Source organism: Shinella yambaruensis, from assembly GCF_022899355.1.
GTDB lineage: Bacteria > Pseudomonadota > Alphaproteobacteria > Rhizobiales > Rhizobiaceae > Shinella > Shinella yambaruensis.
In genome coordinates, this window is sequence record NZ_JALJCK010000008.1 from 12754 (window position 1) to 38920 (window position 26167).

The window sequence follows — 26167 nt, forward strand, 5'->3', positions numbered from 1 at the left end:
GCAGGGACCGCTCGGCGAAAGGCAAGCCGGCCCCTCAGGCAAGACGGTAGGGGATCGTCTCGCGGATGTCGGGATCGACCTGCAGGCGGCCGCGAATCGGCGGGACGGCGCGGCTCGGACAGTTGCCACGCTCGCACAGCCGGCAGGAAATGCCGATCGGCTCGAAGCGGGAGCGCTCGCCGATCGCAAGGTCGTCGGCATAGACGAACTGGTCGGCATAGGAGACCTCGCAGCCGAAGGCGAGCACATAGCCCGTGCGCGTGGCGGCAAAGCCGCCGGTGCCCTTGAAGGTCTGCGTCGCAAGACAGAGATAGCGCACCCCGTCGGGCGTTTCGGCCAGCTGGCGGATGATGCCCTGCGGCACCTCGAAGGCCCGGTGGGCGTTCCACAGCGGACAGGCCGCGCCGAAGCGGGCGAATTGCAGCTTGGTCGCGCTGTGCCGCTTGGTGATGTTGCCGGCGCGGTCGATCCGGGCGAAGAAGATCGGCACGCCCTTGCTGCCTGGCCGTTGCAGCGTGGAGAGCCGGTGGCAGACCTGCTCCAGCGAGGCCTCGAAGCGGGCGGAGAGAAGTTCGATATCGTGGCGCAGTTTCTGCGCGGCGGAAAGGAATTCACCGTAGGGCATGACGAGGGCGCCGGCGAAATAGTTGTGCAGGCCGATGCGACAGATGTCCCTTGCTTCGTCCGTGCGGAAGTTCGCCCGCTGCACGATCTCCTCGATCTCCCGCGCCGCATGGAGCTGGGAGACCTGGTGGGCGAGCTGGAAGACCTGCGTCGGGTTCGCCGAGAGCCGGTTGAGCGTCAGGACCTTCCGGTCGCGGTCGTAATGGCGCAGCGGGCCGTCATTGGTCTCGGCGAAGGCGACCGAGACGCCGAACTGCTTTTCAAGGTGGCGCACGAGGGCGGACCTGCGGTCGAAGCCCGCGCCGTAGAGGCCGGTCGCCAGCGTTTCGGCGAGAATGTCGAGCGCGTGCACGTAGTTGTCGACGAAATGGAAGAAGTCGCGCACCTCCTCGTAGGGCGTGGCGCCGAGGCCGGGGGCGTTCTCGCGGTCGTGGTCGAGGCTCGCCAGCTGCTCGCTCTTGCGGCGATAGGCCTGGTGGGCGAGCACGAGTGCATGGGCGAGCGCCGGGGCGTTCTGCGAAATCAGCTTGAGTTCCTGGAGGGAAGGGCTGAAACTCTCGAAGATCGGGTCGGCGAGCGCCTCGCTGAGCGCCGAGAGCAGCCGGTCGGTCTCCCCGCGCGAAAGCTCGCTGATGTCGAGGTTGAACTTGTCGGCGAGCTGCAAGAGCACGGCGGCGGAGACGGGGCGCTGGTTGTTCTCGATCTGGTTGAGGTAGCTGGTGGAGATGCCGATGCGCTTGGCGAACTGGCTCTGCGTCTGCTGGCTCGCCACGCGCAACTCGCGCACCTTCAGGCCGATGAACAGTTTTCCAAGCGCCATGTTCGCAATTTCGCAAGTTTCAATTCGCGAATTTATAATTCCACATTCGCGCCCGATCAAGACTTCAGCAAACCTGTGCAAACCGGTATGACTACCAGACGACACCAGTGGGAGCCTTCATGCGCGACATCCTTGAACAACTCGAACAACGCCGCAGCGAGGCGAGGCTCGGCGGCGGCCAGAAGCGCATCGACGCCCAGCACGGCAAGGGCAAGCTGACGGCGCGCGAGCGCATCGAGGTGCTGCTCGACGAGGGCTCCTTCGAGGAATACGACATGTACGTCACCCACCGGGCCGTCGATTTCGGCATGGCGGGGCAGACTTTCGCGGGCGACGGCGTCGTCACCGGCTGGGGCACGATCAACGGCCGGCAGGTCTATGTCTTCAGCCAGGATTTCACCGTGCTCGGCGGCTCGCTGTCGGAAACCCATGCCCAGAAGATCTGCAAGATCATGGATATGGCCGTGCGCACCGGCGCCCCGGTCATCGGCCTCAACGACAGCGGCGGCGCGCGCATCCAGGAGGGCGTCGCCTCGCTCGCCGGCTATGCCGAGGTGTTCCGCCGCAATGCAGAGGCCTCCGGCGTCATCCCGCAGATCTCCGTCATCATGGGCCCCTGCGCGGGCGGCGCCGTCTATTCGCCGGCCATGACCGACTTCATCTTCATGGTGCGCGACACCTCCTACATGTTCGTGACGGGCCCGGACGTGGTGAAGACCGTCACCAACGAGATCGTCACCGCCGAGGAACTCGGCGGCGCCGGCACCCACACGAGGAAGTCCTCGGTCGCCGACGCGGCCTATGAGAACGACGTCGAGACGCTGGAGAATGTCCGGCTGCTCTTCGATTTCCTGCCGCTCAACAACCGCGAGAAGCCGCCGGTCCGCCCGTTCCACGACGACCCCGCGCGCCTCGAGATGCGCCTCGACAGCCTCGTGCCCGAAAGCTCGACCAAGCCCTACGACATGAAGGAATTGATCCTGGCGCTGGCCGACGAGGGCGATTTCTTCGAATTGCAGGAGGCCTTCGCCCGCAACATCATCACCGGCTTCATCCGGCTGGAGGGCCAGACGGTCGGCGTCGTCGCCAACCAGCCGATGGTGCTGGCCGGCTGCCTCGACATCGATTCCGCCCGCAAGGCCGCGAAATTCGTGCGCTTCTGCGATGCCTTCTCGATCCCGCTGCTGACCCTCGTCGACGTGCCCGGCTTCCTGCCCGGCACCGCGCAGGAATATAACGGCATCATCAAGCACGGCGCCAAGCTGCTCTTCGCCTACAGCCAGGCGACGGTCCCGATGGTGACGCTGATCACCCGCAAGGCCTATGGCGGGGCCTATGACGTCATGGCCTCCAAGCATATCGGCGCCGATGTCAACTATGCCTGGCCGACCGCCGAGATCGCCGTCATGGGCGCCAAGGGCGCGACCGAGATCCTCTATCGCTCGGAACTTAGCGATGCGGAGAAGATCGCCGCCCGCACGAAGGAGTACGAGGCGCGCTTCGCCAATCCCTTCGTCGCCGCCGAGCGCGGCTTCATCGACGAGGTGATCATGCCGCATTCCTCGCGCCGGCGCATCGCCCGGGCCTTCGCATCGCTGAAGAACAAGCAGGTGGAGACGCGCTGGAAGAAGCACGACACGATACCCCTTTGACGAGGACGGGGAGGATGGAACGGCCGGAACTGACGCCGGAGGAGGCGCGCAAGGACCACTGGCACATGCTACGCTTCATGATGCTGCATGCGCTTGTCGGCGGCCTGATCGGCGCGGCGACGGCCGCCGCCGTCATCCTCCTCGATATCGGCGGCATCGGCACGCGCATCGCCCGCGCGGCGGACCCGGTCATGCCGGTGCTGCTGCTCGTCGTGCCCTTCGCCTCGCTGTTCGGCGGGGCCGCGACGGCCTCGGCCATCCTGCTGATGCCTTACGAAAAGAAATACAAAGACAGACCGGGACCGGAAGACACCTGATGTTCAAGAAAATCCTGATTGCCAATCGCGGCGAGATCGCCTGCCGCGTCATCAAGACCGCCCGCAGGCTCGGCATTCCCACCGTCGCGGTCTATTCCGATGCCGACCGCAACGCGCTGCATGTGACCATGGCCGACGAGGCCGTGCATATCGGGCCGGCACCGTCGGCACAGTCCTACATCGTCATTGATCGCATCCTCGACGCCATCCGCAAGACCGGCGCGGACGCCGTGCATCCCGGCTACGGCTTCCTGTCGGAAAACGCCGCCTTCGCCGAGGCGCTGGAGAAGGAGGGCGTCGCCTTCATCGGCCCGCCGGTCGGCGCCATCCGGGCAATGGGCGACAAGATCACCTCGAAGAAACTGGCGGCGGAGGCCGGCGTCAATACGGTGCCGGGCCATATGGGCCTGATCGAGGATGCCGACGAGGCGGTGACGATCGCTTCGCGCATCGGCTATCCCGTGATGATCAAGGCGTCCGCCGGCGGCGGCGGCAAAGGCATGCGCATCGCCTGGAACGACGCGGAGGCGCGCGAGGGCTTCCAGTCCTCCCGGAACGAGGCGAAGAGCTCGTTCGGCGACGACCGCATCTTCATCGAGAAGTTCGTCACGCAGCCGCGCCATATCGAGATCCAGGTGCTGGGCGACAAGCACGGCAACACGCTCTATCTCGGCGAGCGCGAATGCTCGATCCAGCGGCGCAACCAGAAGGTCATCGAGGAGGCGCCGTCGCCCTTCCTCGATGTGGCAACGCGCAAGGCCATGGGCGAGCAGGCCGTGGCGCTGGCCAGGGCCGTCGGCTATCACTCCGCCGGCACGGTGGAGTTCATCGTCGACGGGAACCGCAATTTCTACTTCCTCGAAATGAACACGCGCCTGCAGGTCGAGCATCCGGTGACGGAGCTCATCACCGGCATCGACCTCGTCGAGCAGATGATCCGTGTCGCCGCCGGCGAGAAGCTGGCCTTCGGGCAGGACGAGGTGAAGCTGGACGGCTGGGCGATCGAAAGCCGCCTCTATGCCGAGGACCCCTACCGCAACTTCCTGCCGTCGATCGGCCGCCTCACGCGCTACCGCCCGCCGGCCGAGGGCAAGGCGGCCGACGGCACGGTCGTGCGCAACGATACCGGCGTCTACGAGGGCGGCGAGATCTCGATGTATTACGACCCGATGGTCGCCAAGCTCTGCGCCTGGGCACCGGGCGAGGGGGCCGAGGCCCGACTTGCGGCGGTGGACGCCATGGCCCGCGCGCTCGACGGTTTCGAGGTCGAGGGCGTCGGCCACAACCTGCCGTTCCTCGCGGCCGTCATGCAGCAGCCGCGGTTCCGCGAGGGCCGGCTGACGACCGCCTATATCGCGGAAGAGTTCCCGGACGGCTTTAACGGCGTCGAGCCGGATGGAGAGGCCGCGCGGGTGCTTGCCGCCGTCGCCGCCTCGGTCAATCAGGTGATGCAGGCCCGCGCCGTGCAGATTTCCGGCACGATCGGCAACCACCGCCGCGTCCTCGGCAAGGACTGGGTCGTGCGCTTCGGCGAGACCGAGCTTGCCCTGACGCTGGAAACCGGCGTGGAGGGTGCCAGCGTGCGCTTTGCCGACGGCACCGTGCTGCCCGTCGCCGGCAGCTTCGTGCCGGGCTCCACCCATGCCTCCTTCACCATTGCCGGCGAGACGGTCGGCATGAAGGTCGATCTCGTCGGCCCGGCCATCCGCCTGCGCTGGCGGGGCATGGACGTCAAGGCCCATGTCCGCTCGGGCCGGGTCGCGGCGCTGGCGCGGCTGATGCCGAAGAAGCAGCCGCCGGACACCTCGAAGATGCTGCTCTGCCCGATGCCGGGCGTCATCACCTCCGTCAGCGTCAAGGCGGGCGATACGGTCGAGGCCGGGCAGGCGCTCGCCGTCGTCGAGGCGATGAAGATGGAGAACATCCTGCGCGCGGAAAAGCGCGCGGTCGTCAGGCGCGTCGCCGTCGAGCCGGGCGCGAGCCTTGCGGTCGACGAGCTGATCATGGAGTTCGAATGATGGGAGTTCGAATGATGGCAAACGACCTTGACCGCGGCCGGCAGGAGGGCGCCCGATGAACGACAAGACGATCGCCGACTGGCAGGCGCTGGCCGAAAAGGAGCTGAAGGCCTCCCCCGAGACGCTGACCTGGCAGACGCCGGAGGGCATCGCCGTCAAGCCGCTCTACACGGCCGCCGATCTCGAGGGCATCGACCACCTCGCCTCGCTGCCCGGCTTTGCGCCCTTCGTGCGCGGGCCGCGCGCCACCATGTATGCGGGGCGGCCGTGGACCATCCGGCAATATGCCGGCTTCTCCACCGCCGAGGCCTCGAACGCCTTCTACCGGAAGAATCTCGCCGCCGGGCAGCAGGGCGTGTCGGTCGCCTTCGACCTTGCCACCCATCGCGGCTATGACAGCGACCATCCGCGCGTCGTCGGCGATGTCGGCAAGGCGGGCGTCGCCATCGACAGCGTCGAGGACATGAAGATCCTGTTCGACGGCATCCCGCTGGAGAAGATCTCCGTGTCGATGACGATGAACGGCGCCGTCATCCCCATCCTCGCCAGCTTCATCGTGGCCGGCGAGGAACAGGGCGTCCCGCGCGAAAAACTGTCGGGGACCATCCAGAACGATATCCTCAAGGAGTTCATGGTCCGCAACACCTATATCTATCCGCCGGCACCCTCGATGCGGATCATCGCCGACATCATCGAATATACCGCGCGGCAGATGCCGAAGTTCAACTCCATCTCGATCTCCGGCTACCACATGCAGGAGGCCGGCGCGACGCTGGTGCAGGAGCTGGCCTTCACGCTGGCGGACGGGCGCGAATATGTCCGCGCCGCGCTTGCCAAGGGGCTCGACGTCGACGATTTCGCCGGCCGCCTCTCCTTCTTCTTCGCCATCGGCATGAACTTCTTCATGGAGGCCGCCAAGCTGCGCGCGGCGCGGCTGCTGTGGACGCGCATCATGCGGGAATTCGAGCCGAAGAAGCCGTCCTCGCTGATGCTGCGCACCCATTGCCAGACCTCCGGCGTCTCGCTGCAGGAGCAGGACCCCTACAACAACGTCATCCGCACCGCCTATGAGGCGCTGTCGGCCGCGCTCGGCGGCACCCAGTCGCTGCATACCAATGCGCTCGACGAGGCGATCGCGCTGCCGACGGAGTTTTCCGCCCGCATCGCCCGCAACACCCAGCTCATCCTGCAGAACGAGACGGGCGTGACCAAGGTGGTCGATCCGCTCGCCGGCTCCTACTACGTCGAAAGCCTCACCAGCGAGCTGGCGGAAAAGGCCTGGGCGCTGATCGAGGAGGTCGAGGCGATGGGCGGCATGACCAAGGCGGTCGATGCCGGCCTGCCGAAGCGGCTGATCGAGGAGGCGGCGACGCGCCGGCAGGCGGCGGTCGACAAGGGCGAGGAGGTGATCGTCGGCGTCAACAGGTTCCGCCTGGAGGACGAAGCGCCGATCGACACGCTGGAGATCGACAACACCGCCGTCCGTTCCTCGCAGATCAAGCGGCTCGAAGCGATCCGGCGCCGGCGGGATTCCGCCGCCGTCACGGCCGCGCTCGCGCGCCTTGAAGAGACCGCCCGCACGGGCGAGGGCAATATCCTGGACGCGGCCGTCGACTGTGCCCGCGCCAAGGCCACCGTCGGCGAGATCTCCGATGCCCTGCGCGCGGTCTTCGGCAACCATGTCGCCGAGCCCAAGGTCGTGCGCAACATCTACGGCAAGGCCTATGAGGGCGAGCCGGAACTGTCGGTCCTGACGGAGCGTCTCGACGGCGTCGCCGAAAAGCTTGGGCGCAGGCCGCGGGTGATGGTGGCCAAGCTCGGCCAGGACGGTCACGACCGTGGCGCCAAGGTCATCGCCTCGGCCTTCGGCGACCTCGGCTTCGACGTGCTGGCGGGGCCGCTGTTCCAGACGCCGGATGAGGCGGCCGCCATGGCCGCGGCGAAGGGCGTCGACGTCATCGGCGTCTCCTCGCTCGCCGCCGGCCACAAGACGCTGATGCCGCAGCTTGCCGAGGCCCTGAAGACGAAGGGCGGCGAGGATATCATCGTCGTCTGCGGCGGCGTCATCCCGCGGCAGGACTATTCCTATCTGATGGAGAACGGCGTTGCCGCCGTCTTCGGCCCGGGCACCAACGTGCTCGACGCCGCCCGGACGGTGCTCGACCTGATCGAAGGCCGCCGCAGGAACCAGTGAGGCCAGCATGCTGAAACGCGTCAACCATATCGCCATCGCCGTCCCGGATCTGGCAGCGGCGGCCAGCCGCTACCGCGACCTCGGCGTTGCGACGACCGAGCCGCAGGACCTGCCGGAACACGGCGTGCGCATCGTCTTCGTGGAGTTCGAGAACACCAAGATCGAGCTCCTGGAGCCGCTGGGGCCGAATTCGCCCATCGCCGCCTTCCTGGAACGCCAGCCGGCGGGTGGCATCCACCACATCTGCTTCGACGTGGACGACATTTCGGCGGCCATCGGCACGGCGACGGAAAACGGCATCCGCCTGCTCGGCGGCGGCGAGCCGAAGACCGGCGCGCACGGCAATCCCGTCGTCTTCGCCCATCCCAAGGATTTCCAGGGCACGCTCGTCGAGTTCGAGGAGAACTGACGGGAAGACCGCCCTACGCCTCCGTCGCGCCCGCACTGCGCCGGAAAACGGCCGGGGACTTCCCGGTCCACTTGCGGAACGCGCGGTAGAAGGCGCTCGGCTCGGAAAAGCCGAGGTCGGCGGCAAGCTGCGTGACATTGGCATGGCCCTCCGCCAGGGCCTCCATGGCGAGCGCGCGGCGCAGGTCGTCCTTGATCTCCCGGTAGGACTGCCCTTCCAGCTTCAGCCGCCGCCGCAGGCTCGGCGCGGGGATGCGCATGCGCCCGGCCAGCTCCTCGAAGCCCGGCCAAGCCTGCGGCGCGAGGCCGCCGAGGCGCTTGCGGATGGCGGCCGACAGGCCCATGTCGTGCCGGTAGCGCACGAGGATGTTACCCGGCGCGTGGCGAAGGAATTCCTTCAGCGCGCGCTCGTCGCGGATGGTCGGCAGGTTCAGGAACTCGGCATCGAAGACCAGCCGCGTCTGCGGCTGGTCGAAGCGCACCGGCGCGCCGAAGAACAGGCGGTAGTCGGTGCCGGCCGGCGGCGCGCTGCAGCGGAAATCGACCCAGCGGATCGGCAGCCGCCGCCCGATCAGCCAGCAATTGACCCCGTGCACGATGATCCAGAAGGTGCGGTAGGCGAAGGCCGAGCGCGGCCCGCCCGCATCCTTCAGCACGATCTGCGCCAGTCCCTCCTCGACGACCAGCGTGCCGTGCGGATCGTCGAGCACGATCCTCAGGAACCGCAGCGCCCGCCGCAGCGCATGTTCCAGCGTCGCCGTCGAGAGGATGGCCTGGCAGAGCAGCGCGAAGGAGCCGGCGCGCATGGGCCGCGCGCCCTCGCCGAAGAACTCGTCGTCCATGGTGCGGGCCACCGCGTGCCAGAAGGCGCCGTAGCGCTCGGCCGGGATGGGGCCGGTGATGACCGGCGGGAGGCCCGCTTCGGCGAGAAGCGGCGCGGCCTCCACCCCCTGCCGCCGCAGGCATTCGAGCGTGTCGTCCATGAAGCAGGGCGCGATCATGCGGCGTTCCATGCGGCCTGCCCTCCGTCCCTATGGCAAAAGCGATCACAAAATCTGAAACCTTCGGTCATTGCATACCATATTTCTCCGCCGCATCATCCCCTCTCGAAAGAAGGGGAGCCGGGCGGCATGGAGCCGGGGCGCCGCGCCTTCGCCGCCTGACAGGGCGGCCGGTGGGGCAGGGAGCCCGAACCGCCCGCCGGACACAGTCCGACATCATCACGACCGAATGCCTGGCGGGTGTCCTCACGCGCCGGATGGCGTTCTGCGCCGATCGTGGGCAGCGCAGCAAGGCCTCAACCATCGCCCGCAGCCAAACTGGGAGCGCATCCATGAAGAAAATCCTCTTGTCCTCGGTGGTCCTGACATCCCTGGCCCTGTCCGGCGGCAGCGCCTTCGCCGATATCGTCATCGGCGTCGCCGGTCCCATCACCGGCCCGAACGCCGCCTTCGGCGCGCAGTTCGTCAAGGGCGCGGAGCAGGCGGCCGCCAACATCAACGCGGCCGGCGGCGTGCTCGGCGAGCAGGTGAAGATCGTCATCGGCGACGACGTCTCGGACCCCAAGCAGGGCATCTCGGTCGCCAACAAGTTCGTCGCGGACGGCATCCACTATGTCGTCGGCCATTTCAATTCCGGCGTCTCGATCCCCGCCTCGGAGGTCTATGCGGAAAACGGCGTGCTGCAGATCACGCCGGCCTCGACCAACCCGCAATTCACCGAGCGGGGCCTGTGGAACACCTTCCGCACCTGTGGGCGCGACGACCAGCAGGGCAGGGTGGCGGCGGCCTATATCGCGGCCAATTTCAGGGACGCGAAGATCGCCATCGTGCATGACAAGACGCCCTACGGCCAGGGCCTCGTCGACGTCGCCAAGCAGGAGCTGAACGGCGAGGGCATCACCGAGGTCCTCTATGAGGGCATTACCGGCGGCGAGAAGGATTTTTCCGCGCTGATCGCCAAGATGAAGGATGCCGGCGTCACGCTCATCTATTTCGGCGGCCTGCACACCGAGGCCGGGCTGATCATGCGCCAGTCGGCCGACCAGGGGCTGAAGGCGACGCTGTTCTCCGGCGACGGCATGGTCTCCAGCGAGCTGGCGCAGATCGCGGGCGATGCCGTCGTCGGCACGCTGAACACCTTCGCCCCCGACCCGCGCCGCAACCCGGCGGCAAAGGAGGTGGTCGAGGCCTTCCGTGCCGCCGGCTTCGAGCCGGAGGCCTATACGCTCTATTCCTACATCGCCGTGCAGATCGTCGCCGCCGCCATCGAGAAGACGGGCTCGGCCGAGGACGCGCAGAAGGTCGCCGAGACCATCAGGTCCGGCGGTCCCTGGGCGACGGCGCTGGGCGAGATCGGCTACGACGCCAAGGGCGACATCAACCGCCCCGACTATGTCATCTACGAATGGCGCAAGGGCGAGGACGGCAAGCCGACCTATTTCGAGAAATAGAGCATTTCCAGCAAAAGTGTGAAGCGGTTTTGCGTCCGGAAATGCGGTAAAACAAAGGGTTAGAGCGTTTTCGCGATTTCGGAGAAAAGCGGAAACGCGTCGAGGGCGCAGGCATCGCGTCCGGGAACCGGACCGGCCGCGGCGGGGAGACCTGCCGCGGCCGTTCGCGTCACAGCGTCGGCAGCACCGCGCGGATATGGTCGGCGAAGGCGATCGTCGCCGGTGATGCGTCGCCGTCGGCGAAGGCGATCAGCATGCCGAGATGCGGCAGGTGCGGCAGCGGCGCGTTGAGGATGTGAAGGTCGGGCGGCACGGCCTCCTGCGTCATGACGCAGATCGCAAGGCCGGAGCGGGCAAGGCCGATGAGGCCGGCAAGGCTGTTGCTGGCATAGGAGATCTTGTAGCGCAGCCCCGCCCGCGCCATCGCCTCGCAGGCCGCGCGGTGGTCCATCGCATTGGAGGCCGGCAGCGCCAGCGGCACCGTATCGCCGAAATCATGCGCCTCCAGCGTCGGCTTGCTGCCGACCCAGACCAGCGGCTCGGTCCGCACGATATTGTCGACGTCGGCAAGATTGGGCGTCGAGACAAGGGCGAGGTCGACCTTGCGCGACGGCAGGAGGGCGCGCAATTCCGCGGTCGGGGCGGAGACCACCTTGATCTCGACATCCGGATAGCGCGTGCCGAAACTCTTCAGCAATATGGGAAAGAACGACAGGAGGTAGTCTTCCGGGCTGCCGAAGACGATGGAGCCGTGCAGGCCCTTTTCGGAAAAGGCGGAGACGGCCTCGTCGTGCATTTTCAGGATGCGTTCGGCATAGGCGAGGAAGCGCTCGCCGCTTCCCGTCAGCCGGACACCGCTGCCGCTGCGGTGCAAGAGGCTGTGCCCCAGCATCTCCTCCAGCCGCTGCATCTGCATCGTCACGGCCGATTGCGTGCGGCCGACCTGCACCGCCGTGGCGCTCAGCGAGCCGGAATGGGCGGCATTGACGAAGGTGATGAGCAGGCGAAGGTCCAGCGGTCCCAGCATATCAGTTTTCCTTATATCGGAATCCAAATACTATCAATTTTACAGAGATCCTGCCAGCCGGTATCGCTTGTGCAACGGCATCGGAGGCTCACATGTCACGCAATCAGGACCCCGCCTTCTGGGCGGCCGCACGCAAGCACCTCATCCGCTATGGCGGAAGCTTCGACCCGGCCATCATCGAGCGTGCCGAGGGCTGCTTCGTCTTCGATGCCGACGAGCGCCCGATCCTCGATTTCACCTCCGGGCAGATGAGCGCGCTCGTCGGCCATTCCCATCCGCACATCGTCGCCACCGTCCAGCGCCAGATGGGCGCGGTGGCGCATCTCTTCAGCGGCATGCTGTCGCGGCCCGTCGTGGACCTTGCCGCGCGGCTGGCGGCGCTGGCGCCGGGGCTCGACCGGGTCATGCTGCTGTCGACCGGCGCGGAATCCAACGAGGCGGCCATCCGCATGGCCAAGCTCGTCACCGGCCGGCACGAGATCGTCGCCTTCTCCAAGAGCTGGCACGGCATGACGGGCGCGGCGAGCTCGGCGACCTACAGCGCCGGCCGCAAGGGCTACGGCCCCGCGATGGTCGGCTCGCTCACCATTCCCGCGCCCAACACGTTTCGCCCACGCTTTCGTCATGCCGATGGTTCGCTGGACTGGAAGACCGAGCTCGACGACGCCTTCGGGCTGATCGACAGCCAGTCGGTCGGCAGCCTCGCCGCCTTCATCGCCGAGCCGATCCTGTCGAGCGGCGGCATGCTGGAACTGCCGCCCGGCTATCTGGCGGCGCTGAAGGAAAAGTGCCGCGAGCGCGGCATGCTGCTCATCCTCGACGAGGCCCAGACCGGCATCGGCCGCACGGGCACCATGTTCGCCTTCCAGCGCGACGGCGTGACGCCGGACATCCTGACGCTCTCCAAGACGATCGGCGCCGGCCTGCCTCTGGCGGCCGTCATGACGACGGCGGAGATCGAGGACATCGCCCATGAGAAGGGCTACCTCTTCTACACGACCCATGTCTCCGATCCGCTGCCGGCGGCCGTGGGCCTCGCCGTGCTCGACATCGTGGAGGAGGAAGGGCTGGTCGCGCGCGCCGGGCGGCTCGGCAGCCGGCTGTTCGAGGGACTGTCGCAGCTCAAGCAGCGCTTCGACTGCGTCGGCGACGTGCGCGGCCGCGGGCTGATGCTCGGCGTCGAGATCGTCAATCCCGACCGCAGCGCCGACCACGAGCTCGGCAGCCGCATCGCCGCCGAAGCCTTCCGACGCGGGCTCAGCATGAACATCGTCAAGCTGCCCGGCATGGGCGGCGTGTTCCGCATCGCGCCGCCGCTGACGATTTCCGAGGAGGAGATCGACCTTGGCCTGCGCATCATCGCCCAGTCCATCGAGGTGGCATCCGTCTCCGGTGCCCGCGCGCCGGGCATTGCGGCTGAATAGGGAGAAAGAGCGGATGCGCGACGCGAACCTTGCCGGCGAAAGCCTTTCCACCGGGCCGGCCGAGGCCCCCGACACCATCCGCGTCCTCGTCGCCAAGCTCGGCCTCGACGGCCATGACCGGGGCGCCAAGGTGGTGGCGCGCATCCTGCGCGATGCGGGCATGGAGGTCGTCTATACCGGCCTCTACAAGACGCCGAAGGACGTCGTGCAGGCGGCGATCCAGGAGGACGTCGACGTCATCGGCGTCAGCCTGCTCTCCGGCTCGCATGTCCCGCTGTTCCGCGAACTCGGCCGCTGTCTGCGCGAGGAGGGGGCCGGGCACATCCTCGTTGTCGCCGGCGGGGTCATTCCCGAGCAGGACTATCCCGCGCTGCTGGAGGGCGGCGTCGATGCCATCGTGCCCCAGGAGGCCCGTTCCGACCTGATCGTCACGACGATCACCGATCTCGTCACGGCGCGTGGCCGGATATGACGGTCGTCACCCATTCCACAAGACCGCGGCGGGCGGCCTATGTCCCCTCGGCCGACCTGGTGAAGGACGTGCTGGCGGGCCGGGCCATCGCCATCGCGCGGATGATCTCGCGCGCGGAGGAAGGGTATCCGGAGGCCGCCGCAGCGCTGGCGGAACTCTACCGGCACGGCGGCAAGGCCCATGTCATCGGCATTACCGGCGTTCCGGGGGCGGGCAAGTCGACCCTCGTTTCGGCGCTGATCAAGGCCTATGCCGCCGAAGGCCGCAAGGTCGGCGTCATCGCCGTCGATCCGAGCAGCCCCTATTCCGGCGGGGCGATCCTCGGTGACCGCGTGCGCATGAGCGAGACGGCGGCCGCCGGCGGTGCCTTCGTGCGCAGCATGGCGACGCGCGGCCATCTCGGCGGGCTGACGCGGGCGACGCTCCAGGCGGTCGACGTGCTGGATGCGGCGGGCTACGACCCCGTCATCATCGAGACCGTGGGCGTCGGGCAGGACGAGGTGGAGGTGGTGACGGCCGCGCACACCGTCGTCGTGCTCTCCGCGCCGGGCCTTGGCGACGACATTCAGGCGATCAAGGCCGGCATCCTCGAGATCGCCGACATCCACGCCGTCAGCAAGTGCGACAAGCCGGAGGCCGCCGCGACGGTCTCGGCGCTGCGCGGCATGCTGGCGCTCGGCGGCGAGCGGCCCGGTTCCCGCCGGGCGCCGCCGGTCCTGCCGGTCAGCGCCGTCTCCGGCGAGCGCATCGGCGAACTGAAGGACGCCATCGGCGCGCATTGGGCGCATCTCAACGAGAGCGGCGAACGGGTCGAGCGCCAGCGCGCCATGGGCCGCACCCGCATCCTCGGCACGGCCCGGCATCTCTTTCAGCAGAAATTCCAGGAAGCACCCGAAACGCTCGAAAGGCAGATCCGGGCGGTGGCGGAACGGCGGATGGATCCCGCCGTCGCCGCGCGGGCCCTTCTGGGTTGGGAGGAAACACCATGAGCGACGCCCATCTCTTCTCCGCCTCCGCCATCGACGCCATCCGCCAAAGCCAGGCGGAATGGGAGGAGGGCGCGCTTGCCGCCTTCCTCAAGACCCGGCCGGAGGAAAAGGACGTCTACGAGACGGAGAGCGGCATCCCGCTGAAGCGGATCTACACGGCCGCCGACGTTGCCGACATTCCGGCCGAGGAGCTCGGCTTTCCCGGCGCCTATCCCTTCACCCGCGGCGTCTACCCGACGATGTATCGCGGCCGCCCCTGGACGATCCGCCAGGTCGCCGGCTTCGGCAATCCCGAGGCGACGAACCAGCGCTACAAATACATGATCCAGACCGGCCAGACCGGCCTTTCGACCGACTTCGACCTGCCGACCCTGCTGGGGCTCGATTCCGACGACCCGATGGCCTTCGGCGAGGTCGGCCGCGTCGGCGTCGCCATCGACACGATGGACGATATCGACCGCCTGTTCGACGGCATCGACCTGGAAAAGATCTCGGTCTCGCTGACGATCAACCCCTCGGCCTGGGTGGTCTATGCCATGTTCGTCGCCGTGGCGGAGCAGCGCGGCTGCGACCTTGCCAAGCTGACCGGCACGCTGCAGGCCGATCCGCTGAAGGAATATGTCGCCCAGAAGGAGTGGATCTATCCGGTCCGCCCGGCCGTTCGGCTCCTGCGCGACCTCATCATGTACAGCGCCAGGGCGACGCCGAAGATCAATCCCGTCAGCCTCAGCGGCTACCATCTCTCCGATGTCGGCGGCAACGCGCTGCAGGAGATCGCCTTCACCATGGCCTTCACCATCGCCTATTGCGAGGAGGTCACGAAGGCCGGCATGGACATCGACGATTTCGCCCCGCGCCTGTCGTTCTTCTTCATCAGCCACCAGGATTTCTTCGAGCAGATCTGCAAGTTCCGCGCCGCGCGCCGCGTCTATGCGAAGATCGTGGCGGAGCGCTTCAAGGCCCGGAAGCCGGAATCCATGCGCCTGCGCGTCCATGTGCAGACGGCGGCGATGAGTCTTACCAAGGTCGAGCACCACAACAACCTCATGCGCACCGCCATCCAGGCGCTCGGCGCGGTGCTCGGCGGCTGCCAGAGCATGCACACCAACGGCCTCGACGAGGCCTTCGCCATCCCCACAGAGGAGGCGATGAAGCTTGCCATCCGCACCCAGCAGATCATCCGCGAGGAGATCAACGTCACCTCGGTGATTGACCCGCTCGGCGGCTCCTATTTCATCGAGCGGCTGACCAGGGACATGGAAACCGAGATCTGGAAGATGCTCGACGAGGTGGAGGAACGCGGCGGCGCGGTCAAGCTGGTGGAGGAAGGCTGGTTCCAGCAGAAGCTTGCCGATTCCGCCTATGCCACCTTCAAGAAGATCGATTCCGGCGAGAAGATCTCCGTCGGCGTCAACAGGTTCGCCGACGAGGCGAGCAGCACCGCCGAGGTGCATATCCACCCCTATGACGAGCAGTGCACCCAGTTGCAGATCGACCGGCTCCAGGCGGTGCGGGCGAACCGGGACGATGCGCGCATCCGCACCCTCTTGGCCGAGCTGGCCGAGGAAGCGCGCTCCGACGACACGAACCTCCTGCCCAAGACCATCGAACTGGTCAAGGCGCGGGCGACGCTCGGGGAGATCTGCGGCGCGCTGCGCGGCGTCTGGGGTGCCTATGCCGAACCGATGATCGTGTGAGGCGGACGATGAACGAGACTGTCCTTTCCACCCTCGAAGGGCCGATCGCCTGGATCACGCTCAACCGGCCGGAGCGGCTGAACGCCATGAACCGGCCGCTCGTCGACGGGCTGATCGCGGCGCTTTCAGCCGCCGAGGCGAACGACGCCGTCCGCGTCGTCATCCTCCATGGCGCCGGCCGGGCCTTCTGCTCGGGCGACGACCTCAAGGACCTCGACGCGCAGACCGCGTCGGAGGCGGAGACGCAGGACTGGGTGGAGGCCATCCAGGCCGTCACGCGCCACATCATGCGTTCGCGCAAGATCGTGATCGCCGCCGTGCACGGCTGGTGCGTCGGCGGCGCACTGGAATGGGCGATCAACTGCGACTTCCGGCTCTTTGCCGAGAACACCCGCTGGTTCTTCCCCGAGGTCGGCTACGGCCTGTTCGTGACGGGCGGCGTGACCGCGCTCCTGACCAAGCAGGTCGGCCCGCAGGTCACCAAGGAACTGCTCATCCTCGGCGAACGCCACGATGCGCAAAAGGCGCTGGAGACCGGCATCGCCTGGAAGGTCGTGCCGGACGATACCTTGCTCGATGCGGCCCGGCAGCTCGCCCTTGCGATCGCCAGCCGTCCGGCGGACGCGGTGGCGGATGTCAAGCGCGCCATCAATGACGGCTTTCATTCCTCCCTCGAAGAGGCGATGGCGCAGGAGACGGCGGCCACGGTCCGCGGCTTCCTCTCCCCCGCGGCGCAGGCAAAGGCAAAAGGGTTCTGACCGTGTCCATCATTCCCGCCTTCCCGTCCCTTTCGCCCGTCCCGGGCCTTCACGACGACGAGATCGAAGAGCGCGTCCTGCCGAAGATCCTCGTCAGGCAGGCCGAGCGCTTCGGCTCCAGCCCCTTCCTCGACATCTGCGGCCGCACGGCGAGCTTCGAGGAGATGCTGGACCTCACCTGCCGGCTCTCCGGCGGCCTTCGCCGGCTGGGCGTCGGCCGCGCCGACCGGGTCGCGATGCTGCTGCCCAACTGCCTCGAACTCGTCGCCACCTGGTTCGCCGTCTCCAGCCTCGGGGCGATCGAGGTGCCGAACAATCCGGGGCTGAAGGGCGACCTGCTCTGCCACAATCTCAACAATTGCGGGGCGGAGGTGCTGGTCGCCGATGCGGCTGCCCTGCCGGAACTCGCCATCGTGCAGGACCGGCTGCCGGCGCTGCGCACGCTCGTCCTCGTCGGCGCCGATCCCGTAGAGGCGCGCGCGGCGGGGATCCGGATCGGCCGCATCCTGCGTTTCGAGGAATGCCTCGCATCGCCCGCGGGCCTCGACCTTTCGGCCGTGCATTACAGCGACCCGATGGCGATCCTTTACACCTCGGGCACGACGGGCCCGGCCAAGGGCGCGCTGATGTCGCACCACCATTGTTACGCCTGGGCGGCGGCAATGGCCGCCAATCTCGGCTACCGCACGGATGACAGCTACTTCTCCGCCCTGCCGCTGTTCCACACCGATGCGCAGATGTTCGGCGTCTACCTGCCGCTGATCTACGGCACCCGGGCAACGCTCGTCGACGGGTTCAGCGCCTCGCGCTTCTGGGCGCAGGTGCGCGACAGCGGCGCGACGGCAACCAACCTTCTCGGCGCCATGGCCGTCATCCTCCTGCGCGCGCCGCCGGAGGCGCGCGACGGCGGCAATCCGGTGCGGATCTGCCAGTGCATTCCCATGGTGCCGGACAAGGCGGCGTTCGAGAAACGCTTCGGCATGCGCCTCGTCACCGGCTACGGCCAGACGGAGACCAGCTTCGTGACGCTCGACACCGTCGACGACACGAGGCCGGGCTCCTGCGGCAGGGCGCATCCCGACTGGGAGGTGGCCGTCGTCGACGACAGGGACCGCCCGCTGCCGCCCGGCAGCATCGGCGAGATCGTCTCTCGTCCGAAGAAGAGCTGGAGCATGTTCTCCGGCTACTATCGCGCCGAGGCCAAGACGGTCGAGACGCTGCGCAATCTCTGGTATCATTCGGGTGATGCCGGCGTGATGGACGCGGACGGCTGGCTCTACTTCAAGCACCGGCTGAACGAGGCGATCCGCCGCCGCGGCGAGAACATCTCCGCCTACGAGGTGGAGACGCTGGCCGAGCAGCATCCCGACATCGTCGAAAGCGCCGCCTTCGGCATCGCCTCCGAGTTCACCGAGGAGGACATCATGGTGGTGGCCTTCCGCCGCGCCGGCTCGACGCTCGATGCGGCCGGCCTGCTTGCGCATTTCCGGGCGAACGCGCCGCGCCACATGGTGCCGCGTTATATCGAGATCACCGACGCGCCGCTGCCGCGCACGCCGACGGAAAAGGTGGCGCGCAGCGTGCTGCGCCAGCGCGGCCTCGGCCCGGCGACCTTCGACCGGGGATCGCGCTAGGCTGCACGGCCCGGCGGGGCCATGGAGAAGCAGCGATCCGCACACATTCGCTTGAAGAGGGGGGAACAAATTGCAGTCGTTGGCGTTCCAGCGTACACTACAGGCGGGAGATTCGATACCCCCGGCTGACGACCGCAGGAGCGTTCCATGGGAACCACTGGCAGCGACGTTTTCGATCTGTTTTCAAAGGCTTACGCAAGTACTGCGCAGGAAGAGCTGAGCCTTCAGGAGTACTTGCTGGCCTGCCGTGACGACAAGAGCATGTATGCCACCGCGCCCGAGCGCATGGTGGCGGCCATCGGCGCGCCGACATTGATCGACACCAGCGCGGACGAGCGCCTCGGCCGGGTCTTCGCCAACCGCACCATCAAGATCTATCCCGCCTTCTCCGATTTCTTCGGCATGGAGGATACGATCGAACGCATCGTCGGCTACTTCCGCTATGCCGCCCAGGGGCTGGAGGAGCGCAAGCAGATCCTCTACCTGCTCGGTCCCGTCGGCGGCGGCAAGTCCTCGCTCGCCGAACGCCTCAAGAAGCTGATGGAAGAGCAGCCGATCTATACGCTCGCCATAAACGGCAAGATCAGCCCGGTCTTCGAATCGCCGCTCGGCCTCTTTTCCCGCGACCGCATGGGCGAGCTGCTGGAGGACAAGTACGGCATCGCCCAGCGCCGGCTCACCGGCCTCATCTCGCCCTGGGCGACCAAGCGGCTGGACGAGATCGGCGGCGATATCTCCAAGTTCAGCGTCGTCAAGCTGATGCCCTCGCGGCTGCGCCAGATCGCCATCGCCAAGACGGAGCCCGGCGACGAGACCAACCAGGACGTGTCCGCCCTCGTCGGCAAGGTGGATATCCGGCAGCTGGAGAACTTCAGCCAGGCCGACCCCGACGCCTATTCCTACAGCGGCGGCCTCAACCGTACGACCCAGGGGTTGCTCGAATTCGTCGAGATGTTCAAGGCGCCGATCAAGGTGCTGCATCCGCTGCTGACCGCCACGCAGGAGGGCAGCTACAACGGCACGGAGAATTTCGGCGCCTTCCCCTACCAGGGCATCGTGCTCGCCCATTCCAACGAATCCGAATGGCTGCAGTTCAAGCACAACAAGAACAACGAGGCCTTCCTCGACCGCATCCTCGTCGTCAAGGTGCCCTATTGCCTGCGCGTCACCGAGGAGCGACAGATCTACGAGAAGCTGCTGCGCGAGAGCGAGCTGGCCGACAGCCCCTGCGCGCCGGAAGTGCTGGAGAACCTCAGCCGCTTCACGGTCGCAACGCGCCTTTCCCCGCACGAGAACTCGCCGACCTACACGAAGATGCGGGTCTATGACGGCGAGAACCTGAAGGACACCGACCCCAAGGCGAAGTCCCTGCAGGAATACCGCGATGCCGCCGGCATCGACGAGGGCATGACGGGCGTCAGCACGCGCTTCGCCTTCAAGGTGCTGTCGGAGACCTTCAACTACGACACCAAGGAGGTCGCGGCCGATCCCGTGCACCTCATGTACATCCTGGAACAGGCGATCAGGCGCGAGCAGTTTCCGAAGGAGGTCGAGGCGAACTATCTCGACTTCATCCGCTCCGAGCTTGCCGCCCGCTATGCCGAGTTCATCGGCCACGAGATTCAGAAGGCCTATCTGGAATCCTACAGCGAATACGGCCAGAACCTCTTCGACCGTTACATCGCCTATGCCGATGCCTGGCTGGAAGACCAGGACTTCAAGGACCCCGACACGGGCCAGATCCTCAACCGCGAGATCCTCGACAGCGAGCTGTCGCAGATCGAAAAGCCCGCCGGCATCGCCAATCCCAAGGACTTCCGCAACGAGGTGGTGAAGTTCACCCTGCGCGCCCGCGCCCGCAACAACGGGCGCAACCCCGCCTGGACGAGCTACGAGAAGCTTCGGGAAGTCATCGAGAAGCGCATGTTCGGCCAGGTCGAGGATCTTCTGCCCGTCATCAGCTTCGGCTCGAAGAAGGACAGCACGACCGAGAAGCAGCACGCCGAATTCGTCCAGCGCATGACGGCGCGCGGCTATACGGGCCGCCAGGTCCGCCGGCTCGTCGACTGGTACATGCGCGTCAACAAGGCCGGCTGACCATGCCGAAGCGGGGGATTGGCGCATGCCGAATTTCATCGATCGCCGGCTCAATCCCAAGGACCGGAGCCTCGGCAACCGCCAGCGTTTCCTCAAGCGCGTGCATGACGAGCTGAAGCGCACGATCCGCGACCAGGTGAAATCCGACAGGATCGCCGACGTGGACGCCGCCCATGGCGTGCCGATCCCGCGGCGCGGCGCGGACGAGCCGAGCTTCCGCCATTCCGGCGCCAGCGGCGAGCGGGACCATGTGCTGCCCGGCAACCAGACCTTCTCGCCCGGCGACCGGATCCGCAAGCCCGAGACGGGCGCCGGCGGCGGGGGCAACGGACGCGGCCCCGGACGCGGCGAGGCGGCGGACGATTTCCTCTTCATCCTGTCGCGGGAGGAGGTGCTGGACCTCTTCTTCGAGGACCTGGAGCTTCCCGATCTCGTGAAGCTCAATCTGCGGGAAACCGTCACCTACAAGCCGCATCGCGCCGGGCTGACGACATCCGGCACCCCCACCAACATCAATGTCGGGCGCACCATGCGCAACAGCTTCGGGCGCCGCATGGCGCTGCGCCGCCCGAGCGAGCGGGAATGCCGCGTGCTTGCCGACGAGATCGCCGCGCTGGAGGGGGAGGAGCGACTGTCGATGTCGCAGCGCAACCGGCTCGCACAGCTTCGCCAGGAGCTAGAGGTGCTGGAACGCCGGCGCCGGCGCATCGCCTATGTCGATCCCGTCGACGTGCGGTTCAACCGCTTCGAGCGCCAGCCGCTGCCCAATGCGAGCGCGGTGATGTTCTGCCTGATGGACGTTTCCGCCTCGATGGGCGAGCGCGAGAAGGACCTGGCAAAACGCTTCTTCGTGCTCCTGCACCTCTTCCTCAAGCGCCGCTACGAGCGCATCGACATCGTCTTCATCCGTCACACGGACGAGGCGCACGAGGTGGACGAGGAGACCTTCTTCTTCAGCAAGCAGAGCGGTGGAACGATCGTCTCGACCGCGCTGGAGGAGATGCAGCGCATCATCATGGACCGCTATCCCTCCAATATATGGAACATCTATGCCGCGCAGGCCTCGGACGGCGACAATGCCAATGGCGATTCCGAGCGCTGCGCCTCGCTGCTGCGCGACGAGCTGATGAAACTCTGCCAGTACTATGCCTATGTGGAGATCATCGACGAGCGCGAAAGCGAGATCTTCGGCACCACCGACAACGGCACCTCGCTCTGGCGCGCCTATCGCACGGTCGACGGGGCGGTGGGGAATTTCCAGATGACGCGCATTTCCCGGCCTGCCGACATCTACCCCGTCTTCCGCAAGCTCTTTGCCCGGCACCAACCCCGTTCCGCGCGCGGCTGAGGGGGCGAGCGGATGGCGAAGCGACCGGCCTCCTCCCTGCTGTTCGAAGGCTCCGAATGGAATTTCGCGACCCTGTCGCGGGCCTATGACGCGATCGAGGCCATCGCGATCGGCGAGATGGGGCTCGACGTCTACCCGAACCAGATCGAGGTCATCTCCTCCGAGCAGATGCTGGATGCCTATTCCTCGGTCGGCATGCCGCTGATGTACCAGCACTGGTCCTTCGGCAAGCGCTTCGTCTTCGAAAGCCACCTCTACCGCAAGGGCTATCGCGGCCTCGCCTACGAGCTCGTCATCAATTCCAATCCCTGCATCACCTATCTCATGGAAGAGAACACCATGCCGATGCAGGCGCTCGTCACCGCCCATGCCGCCTTCGGCCACAACCATTTCTTCAAGAACAACTACCTGTTCCGCCAGTGGACGGATGCCAGCGCCATCCTCGGCTACATGGATTTCGCCAAGAAATACGTCGCCAAATGCGAGGAGCGGCACGGCCCGGCGGCGGTGGAAGAGATCCTCGACGCCGCCCATGCCCTGATGGACCAGGGCGTCTTCCACTATCGCCGCCCGCCGCGGCTGTCCTCGGAAAAGGTGACGGAGCGGGCGCGCGAGCGGCTGGAATACGAGGAGCAGACCTACAGCGACCTGTGGCGCACCCTGCCGACGGCGGGCGGCAATGCCGGCATCGAGGCGGCCGAGCAGGAGGCGCTGGAGCGCAAGCAGGCGCTGAACCTGCCGGAAGAAAACCTGCTCTACTTCCTGGAGAAACACAGCCTGATCCTCGAGCCCTGGCAGCGCGAGATCCTGCGCATCGTGCGCGTCATCGCCCAGTATTTCTATCCGCAGGGCCAGACCAAGGTGATGAACGAGGGCTGCGCCACCTTCGTGCACTATTTCATCATCAACCGGCTGTTCGACCAGGGCCGGATGAGCGAGGGCGCCATGCTGGAACTGCTGGCGAGCCACGCCAACGTGGTCTTCCAGCCGGATTTCGACGATCCGCGCTTTTCGGGCCTCAATCCCTATGCACTCGGCTTCGCGATGATGCAGGACATCGAGCGCATCTGCACCCGGCCGACGGACGAGGACCGGGACTGGTTTCCCACCATCGCCGGCAATGGCGACTGGCGGGGAACGCTGCTCGACGCCTGGGAGAACCACCGCGACGAATCCTTCATCCTGCAATATCTGAGCCCGACGCTGATGCGCCGCTTCCGCCTGTTCCACCTCACCGACCGCGCCGACGAACGGTTCTGCGAGGTCGCCTCCATCCATGACGAGCGGGGCTATTCCGCCGTGCGCGCCGCGCTCGCCCGCAACTACGATCCCGGCGTCAACCGGCCGGATATCCAGGTGGTCGACGTCGACCTCCTGGGTGACCGGCAGCTCCGGCTGCGCCACCGGGTGAAGAGCGGCATCCTCCTGAACGAGAGCGACCGCGACGCGACCCTTGCCCATGTCCGCCGGCTGTGGGGCTACAATGTCAGCCTGTCCGGCGTGGATGCCGAGACGGGCGCCTCGCTCTACGAGTGCTCGGCGACGGCGGCGTAATTGGCGTGGGAATGTAAAGCTCCCCACAAGGGCAGGGCCATCGCCTGTGGAGGAAACCGGTGCTTCCTTCCCTTCTCCCCCGCGGGGAGAAGGTGCCGGCAGGCGGATGAGGGGGATGCCGAAGGCGCAAACGATCCGTTAGAGCCACCCCCTCATCCGACCCTTCGGGCCACCTTCTCCCCGCGGGGGAGAAGGGGAGAACGGCAATGTCGAGTTCCATTTGCAACGATCCCACCCCTGTGGGGAAGGCTCTTCACGCCCTCTGCGACTGCCCCGCCTTCACCGTCGCGCCCTTCTCCCGCATACGCACCGGCGGGACGGAATCGGTGCAATACTGGTCGTAGAGGCTGCGATATTTCTCCGCCGCGCCGAAATCGCTGTAGCGGGGGAGCGCCGCCATGTCCGTCTTGTTGAGCACGACGCCGACGATCTTGGCCTCGATGCGGCTTTCGGCGGCAAGCAGGTCGCGCACCAGCGGCGAGGGGGTCTTGCCCCATTCCACCACGAAGAGGAAGCCGTCCGCCAGCGGCTCGAAGGTCTTGACGTCGACGACCGGGGCGAGCGGCGCGAGATCGACGACGATGTAGTCGAAGGTCTGGCGCAGCTCGTCGAAGAGCCGCTTCATGGCGGCCGACGCCATCAGCTCGTTGGGATGGTGGCTCTCGCCCGCGCCCGCCCGGCCGCCGGCCGGCAGCACGGCGAGCTTGCTGCGGCGGTCGACCTTGATCGCCTGGTTCCACGCGGCCTGCCCGAGCAGTACCTCCACGAGGCCGGCCTGCGGGGCGGGTTTCAGCATGGCGGTGAGGCTCGGCCGGCGCAGGTCCGCGTCGATCAGCAGGGTGCGCTTGCCGCTGGCGGCGAGCAGCGCGGCGAAGTTGATCGCGACGGTGGACTTGCCCTCCTGCGGCAGGGCGGAGACGATGCCGATCACGCGGCTCTCGCGCCCGTGCAGCATCATGTCGCTGGCGAGCCGGGCATGGCGCAGCGTCTCGGCGAAGGCCGAGCCCGGCGCGTCGAGCACGATGCGCGTCATGCGCTCGAAGGGAATGACGTCACCCTCCTCCGTGCCGCCGTCCTCGGCCCGGGCGGGCTGCGCGCGCTCCTTGCGGGCGCCGACCAGCGGCAGGTAGCCGAGCGGGCGCAGCCCCAGCACGGCGCGGATGTCGTTGCCGACGCGAAAGGCGCGCTCGCGCATTTCCTGCAGCACGGTCAGCGCGCCGCCGCCCATCAGGCCGAGCACCAGCGACAGGCCCATCACCAGCGTCCTGCTCGGGCTGGAGGCCGCCGTCGGCACGCCGGCATCGGAGATCACCCGTGCCTTTGCGATGGGGAAGGACTGCTGCTGCGTCGCCTGCTCGTAGCGGGCGAGATAGGCGTCCGACAGCGTCTTCAGCGCCGCCGCCTGCTGTTCCAGCGTGCGCAGCTGCACCGAGGAGCGGTTCGCCTCGGCATTGCTGCCGGCGACTTTCTCGATGTTCTCGCGCAGCGAGACCTCCCGCGAGCGGGCGACGTCGTAGTCGTTGCGGTAGCTCGCCGTCAGCTGCTGGAGCTCCTGGTAGATCTGCCGGGCGAGGTCTTCCTTCTCGGTCCTGAGCGCCGTCGCCTGGGGATGGTCGGCGCTGAAGGCGCGGGTGATCTCCTCTTCGCGCTTGACGACGGCGTTGTAGCGGCCGCGCAGCGCCTGCAAGATGGAATTGTCGCCCTGCCGCGCCGGGATGGTCGCATTGGCGACCGCCTTTTCCGGCCCCTGTTCGACGATCGCGCGGAACTGGTTGTAGCGGGCGGAGGCGCTTGCCGCGTCGGCCTGCGCCACGATGAGCTGGCTGTTGAGGTCGGCAAGCTGCTGTTCCGACATGAGCTCGCCGCGCGCGGCGGTCAGGCCGTTTTCGTTGCGGTAGCGCTCCACCTCCAGCGCTGCGGCCTGCGAGCGCTGCTGGATATCGGCAAGCCGCTCCTGCAGCCAGGCGCTGGCCTGCTCGCTGGCATGGACATTGGCGTTGAGCTGCTCGGCGAAGAAGGCCTCGGCATAGGCCTTGGCGATGGTTGCCGAAAGCTGCGGGTCGGGCGAGCGGAAGGAGACCGCGACGACGGAGCTGCGCGCGACGCGCTCGACGCCGAGGGCCTGCTGCAGCATCGCCGCCGCCTTCTGCCGCCGGCCCTCCGCTTCCGCCTCCGCCGAGGGGGCGGGACCGTCGGAGCCGAGGGCGGCGAGCGACTTCACCCAGCTCTTGGCGAGGGAGACGGGCGATTGCGGCGGGTTGAGGATCGTCTCGTTTTCGGAAAGTTCAAGGGCATCGACCACGCGCAGCGCCAGCCGGCCCGATTTCAGGATCTCGATGGCGCTGGCAAGGCGCGTGTCCGCCTGCTGGCTGGTCTGCGGCGTGGTCTCGGCCTCCTCGGCATACCGCGACAGGTCCTCGTCGAGCAGGATCTGGGTCATCGCCGTGTAGAGCGGCGTGGCGAAGACGAGGTAGAGGACGCCGAGCGCCAGCGCCACGACGACGGAGAGCGCGATCAGCCGCGCCCGCCGCATGAGGATCGTCACCAGGCGGTTGAGATCGATGAAGCTGTCGGACGCATCCGGCGCCCTGCGGAAAAGGCTGCCGTACGGCACGGTGCGGTGATGCATGGGGCTCCGTTCTGCCTTTCGGCTCATTGGTCGCTGCCTATGCGGATCCCGGG

Annotated in this window: 19 protein-coding genes; 15 read left to right on the plus strand and 4 right to left on the minus strand. The window is 67.0% G+C overall.

What is annotated here, in order from left to right; translation table 11 throughout:
- Nucleotides 1-34 precede the first annotated feature (34 nt).
- Nucleotides 35-1444 carry a helix-turn-helix domain-containing protein gene (locus MUU56_RS19070; RefSeq protein WP_244768874.1) on the minus strand — a complete coding sequence of 470 codons (1410 nt, stop codon included), beginning with the start codon at nucleotides 1442-1444 and terminating at the stop codon, nucleotides 35-37.
- Between the two features lie 119 nt (nucleotides 1445-1563).
- Between MUU56_RS19070 and MUU56_RS19075 the strand changes: the two genes are divergently transcribed.
- Genes MUU56_RS19075 through mce form a run of 5 tightly spaced genes read left to right on the plus strand, consistent with a single transcriptional unit; the run spans nucleotide 1564 to nucleotide 8034 of the window.
- The gene (locus MUU56_RS19075; protein WP_244768875.1) at nucleotides 1564-3096 is read left to right on the plus strand and encodes an acyl-CoA carboxylase subunit beta; all 1533 of its coding nucleotides are present in this window, start codon (nucleotides 1564-1566) and stop codon (nucleotides 3094-3096) included.
- Between the two features lie 14 nt (nucleotides 3097-3110).
- Complete coding sequence (locus MUU56_RS19080) at nucleotides 3111-3413, plus strand: hypothetical protein (RefSeq protein WP_023514401.1); 303 nt, start codon at nucleotides 3111-3113, stop codon at nucleotides 3411-3413.
- Nucleotides 3413-5431, plus strand: a complete 2019-nt coding sequence (locus MUU56_RS19085) for an acetyl-CoA carboxylase biotin carboxylase subunit (protein ID WP_244768876.1) — start codon at nucleotides 3413-3415, stop codon at nucleotides 5429-5431. Before MUU56_RS19080 ends, MUU56_RS19085 begins: the two co-directional genes overlap by 1 nt.
- A gap of 55 nt (nucleotides 5432-5486) precedes the next feature.
- Nucleotides 5487-7625 carry a methylmalonyl-CoA mutase gene (scpA, locus tag MUU56_RS19090; RefSeq protein WP_244768877.1) on the plus strand — a complete coding sequence of 713 codons (2139 nt, stop codon included), beginning with the start codon at nucleotides 5487-5489 and terminating at the stop codon, nucleotides 7623-7625.
- A gap of 7 nt (nucleotides 7626-7632) precedes the next feature.
- Nucleotides 7633-8034: a methylmalonyl-CoA epimerase gene (gene mce / locus MUU56_RS19095; RefSeq protein ID WP_244768878.1), complete on the plus strand. Its 402-nt coding sequence runs from the start codon at nucleotides 7633-7635 to the stop codon at nucleotides 8032-8034.
- A 13-nt stretch (nucleotides 8035-8047) separates the two neighbouring features.
- Here mce and MUU56_RS19100 read toward each other — a convergent pair whose 3' ends face one another.
- Nucleotides 8048-9046 carry an AraC family transcriptional regulator gene (locus MUU56_RS19100; RefSeq protein ID WP_244768879.1) on the minus strand — a complete coding sequence of 333 codons (999 nt, stop codon included), beginning with the start codon at nucleotides 9044-9046 and terminating at the stop codon, nucleotides 8048-8050.
- A gap of 320 nt (nucleotides 9047-9366) precedes the next feature.
- Between MUU56_RS19100 and MUU56_RS19105 the strand changes: the two genes are divergently transcribed.
- The gene (locus MUU56_RS19105; RefSeq protein WP_244768880.1) at nucleotides 9367-10485 is read left to right on the plus strand and encodes a branched-chain amino acid ABC transporter substrate-binding protein; all 1119 of its coding nucleotides are present in this window, start codon (nucleotides 9367-9369) and stop codon (nucleotides 10483-10485) included.
- A gap of 169 nt (nucleotides 10486-10654) precedes the next feature.
- Here the strand turns inward: MUU56_RS19105 and MUU56_RS19110 are convergent, their stop codons facing one another.
- Nucleotides 10655-11512, minus strand: coding sequence for a LysR family transcriptional regulator (locus tag MUU56_RS19110; RefSeq protein WP_064333568.1), 858 nt, complete (start codon nucleotides 11510-11512; stop codon nucleotides 10655-10657).
- 92 nt (nucleotides 11513-11604) lie between these two features.
- Here MUU56_RS19110 and MUU56_RS19115 point away from each other — a divergent pair, with 92 nt between their 5' ends.
- The 9 genes from MUU56_RS19115 (at nucleotide 11605) to MUU56_RS19155 (ending at nucleotide 23485) form a co-directional block, all read left to right on the plus strand.
- Nucleotides 11605-12936: an aspartate aminotransferase family protein gene (locus MUU56_RS19115; RefSeq protein ID WP_244768881.1), complete on the plus strand. Its 1332-nt coding sequence runs from the start codon at nucleotides 11605-11607 to the stop codon at nucleotides 12934-12936.
- A 13-nt stretch (nucleotides 12937-12949) separates the two neighbouring features.
- A complete protein-coding gene (locus MUU56_RS19120; RefSeq protein ID WP_244768882.1) occupies nucleotides 12950-13408 on the plus strand; it encodes a cobalamin B12-binding domain-containing protein in 459 nt (152 codons plus the stop codon).
- Entirely contained in the window at nucleotides 13405-14397 is a 993-nt protein-coding gene (gene meaB, locus MUU56_RS19125) for a methylmalonyl Co-A mutase-associated GTPase MeaB (protein WP_244768883.1), read from the plus strand. The genes MUU56_RS19120 and meaB overlap by 4 nt, the downstream gene beginning before the upstream one ends.
- On the plus strand, nucleotides 14394-16094 hold the full coding sequence (locus MUU56_RS19130) for a methylmalonyl-CoA mutase family protein (RefSeq protein WP_244768884.1): 1701 nt from the start codon (nucleotides 14394-14396) through the stop codon (nucleotides 16092-16094). The genes meaB and MUU56_RS19130 overlap by 4 nt, the downstream gene beginning before the upstream one ends.
- An 8-nt stretch (nucleotides 16095-16102) precedes the next feature.
- Nucleotides 16103-16852: an enoyl-CoA hydratase/isomerase family protein gene (locus tag MUU56_RS19135; RefSeq protein WP_244768885.1), complete on the plus strand. Its 750-nt coding sequence runs from the start codon at nucleotides 16103-16105 to the stop codon at nucleotides 16850-16852.
- Between the two features lie 2 nt (nucleotides 16853-16854).
- A complete protein-coding gene (locus MUU56_RS19140; protein WP_244768886.1) occupies nucleotides 16855-18486 on the plus strand; it encodes an AMP-binding protein in 1632 nt (543 codons plus the stop codon).
- A 147-nt stretch (nucleotides 18487-18633) separates the two neighbouring features.
- Nucleotides 18634-20583, plus strand: a complete 1950-nt coding sequence (locus MUU56_RS19145) for a PrkA family serine protein kinase (RefSeq protein WP_244768887.1) — start codon at nucleotides 18634-18636, stop codon at nucleotides 20581-20583.
- Between the two features lie 25 nt (nucleotides 20584-20608).
- Nucleotides 20609-21931, plus strand: coding sequence for a YeaH/YhbH family protein (locus tag MUU56_RS19150; protein WP_244768888.1), 1323 nt, complete (start codon nucleotides 20609-20611; stop codon nucleotides 21929-21931).
- A 12-nt stretch (nucleotides 21932-21943) separates the two neighbouring features.
- Nucleotides 21944-23485 carry a SpoVR family protein gene (locus tag MUU56_RS19155; RefSeq protein ID WP_244768889.1) on the plus strand — a complete coding sequence of 514 codons (1542 nt, stop codon included), beginning with the start codon at nucleotides 21944-21946 and terminating at the stop codon, nucleotides 23483-23485.
- Nucleotides 23486-23738: 253 nt separating this feature from the next.
- Here the strand turns inward: MUU56_RS19155 and MUU56_RS19160 are convergent, their stop codons facing one another.
- Complete coding sequence (locus tag MUU56_RS19160; RefSeq protein WP_244768890.1) at nucleotides 23739-26141, minus strand: polysaccharide biosynthesis tyrosine autokinase; 2403 nt, start codon at nucleotides 26139-26141, stop codon at nucleotides 23739-23741.
- Nucleotides 26142-26167: the final 26 nt, after the last annotated feature.

Bases quoted from the DNA above. Each gene is read 5' to 3' on its own strand.
- MUU56_RS19070 (WP_244768874.1), bottom strand. From the start codon at position 1,444: ATGGCGCTTGGAAAACTGTTCATCGGCCTGAAGGTGCGCGAGTTGCGC.
- MUU56_RS19075 (WP_244768875.1), top strand. From the start codon at position 1,564: ATGCGCGACATCCTTGAACAACTCGAACAACGCCGCAGCGAGGCGAGG.
- MUU56_RS19080 (WP_023514401.1), top strand. From the start codon at position 3,111: ATGGAACGGCCGGAACTGACGCCGGAGGAGGCGCGCAAGGACCACTGG.
- MUU56_RS19085 (WP_244768876.1), top strand. From the start codon at position 3,413: ATGTTCAAGAAAATCCTGATTGCCAATCGCGGCGAGATCGCCTGCCGC.
- scpA (WP_244768877.1), top strand. From the start codon at position 5,487: ATGAACGACAAGACGATCGCCGACTGGCAGGCGCTGGCCGAAAAGGAG.
- mce (WP_244768878.1), top strand. From the start codon at position 7,633: ATGCTGAAACGCGTCAACCATATCGCCATCGCCGTCCCGGATCTGGCA.
- MUU56_RS19100 (WP_244768879.1), bottom strand. From the start codon at position 9,046: ATGGAACGCCGCATGATCGCGCCCTGCTTCATGGACGACACGCTCGAA.
- MUU56_RS19105 (WP_244768880.1), top strand. From the start codon at position 9,367: ATGAAGAAAATCCTCTTGTCCTCGGTGGTCCTGACATCCCTGGCCCTG.
- MUU56_RS19110 (WP_064333568.1), bottom strand. From the start codon at position 11,512: ATGCTGGGACCGCTGGACCTTCGCCTGCTCATCACCTTCGTCAATGCC.
- MUU56_RS19115 (WP_244768881.1), top strand. From the start codon at position 11,605: ATGTCACGCAATCAGGACCCCGCCTTCTGGGCGGCCGCACGCAAGCAC.
- MUU56_RS19120 (WP_244768882.1), top strand. From the start codon at position 12,950: ATGCGCGACGCGAACCTTGCCGGCGAAAGCCTTTCCACCGGGCCGGCC.
- meaB (WP_244768883.1), top strand. From the start codon at position 13,405: ATGACGGTCGTCACCCATTCCACAAGACCGCGGCGGGCGGCCTATGTC.
- MUU56_RS19130 (WP_244768884.1), top strand. From the start codon at position 14,394: ATGAGCGACGCCCATCTCTTCTCCGCCTCCGCCATCGACGCCATCCGC.
- MUU56_RS19135 (WP_244768885.1), top strand. From the start codon at position 16,103: ATGAACGAGACTGTCCTTTCCACCCTCGAAGGGCCGATCGCCTGGATC.
- MUU56_RS19145 (WP_244768887.1), top strand. From the start codon at position 18,634: ATGGGAACCACTGGCAGCGACGTTTTCGATCTGTTTTCAAAGGCTTAC.
- MUU56_RS19150 (WP_244768888.1), top strand. From the start codon at position 20,609: ATGCCGAATTTCATCGATCGCCGGCTCAATCCCAAGGACCGGAGCCTC.
- MUU56_RS19155 (WP_244768889.1), top strand. From the start codon at position 21,944: ATGGCGAAGCGACCGGCCTCCTCCCTGCTGTTCGAAGGCTCCGAATGG.
- MUU56_RS19160 (WP_244768890.1), bottom strand. From the start codon at position 26,141: ATGAGCCGAAAGGCAGAACGGAGCCCCATGCATCACCGCACCGTGCCG.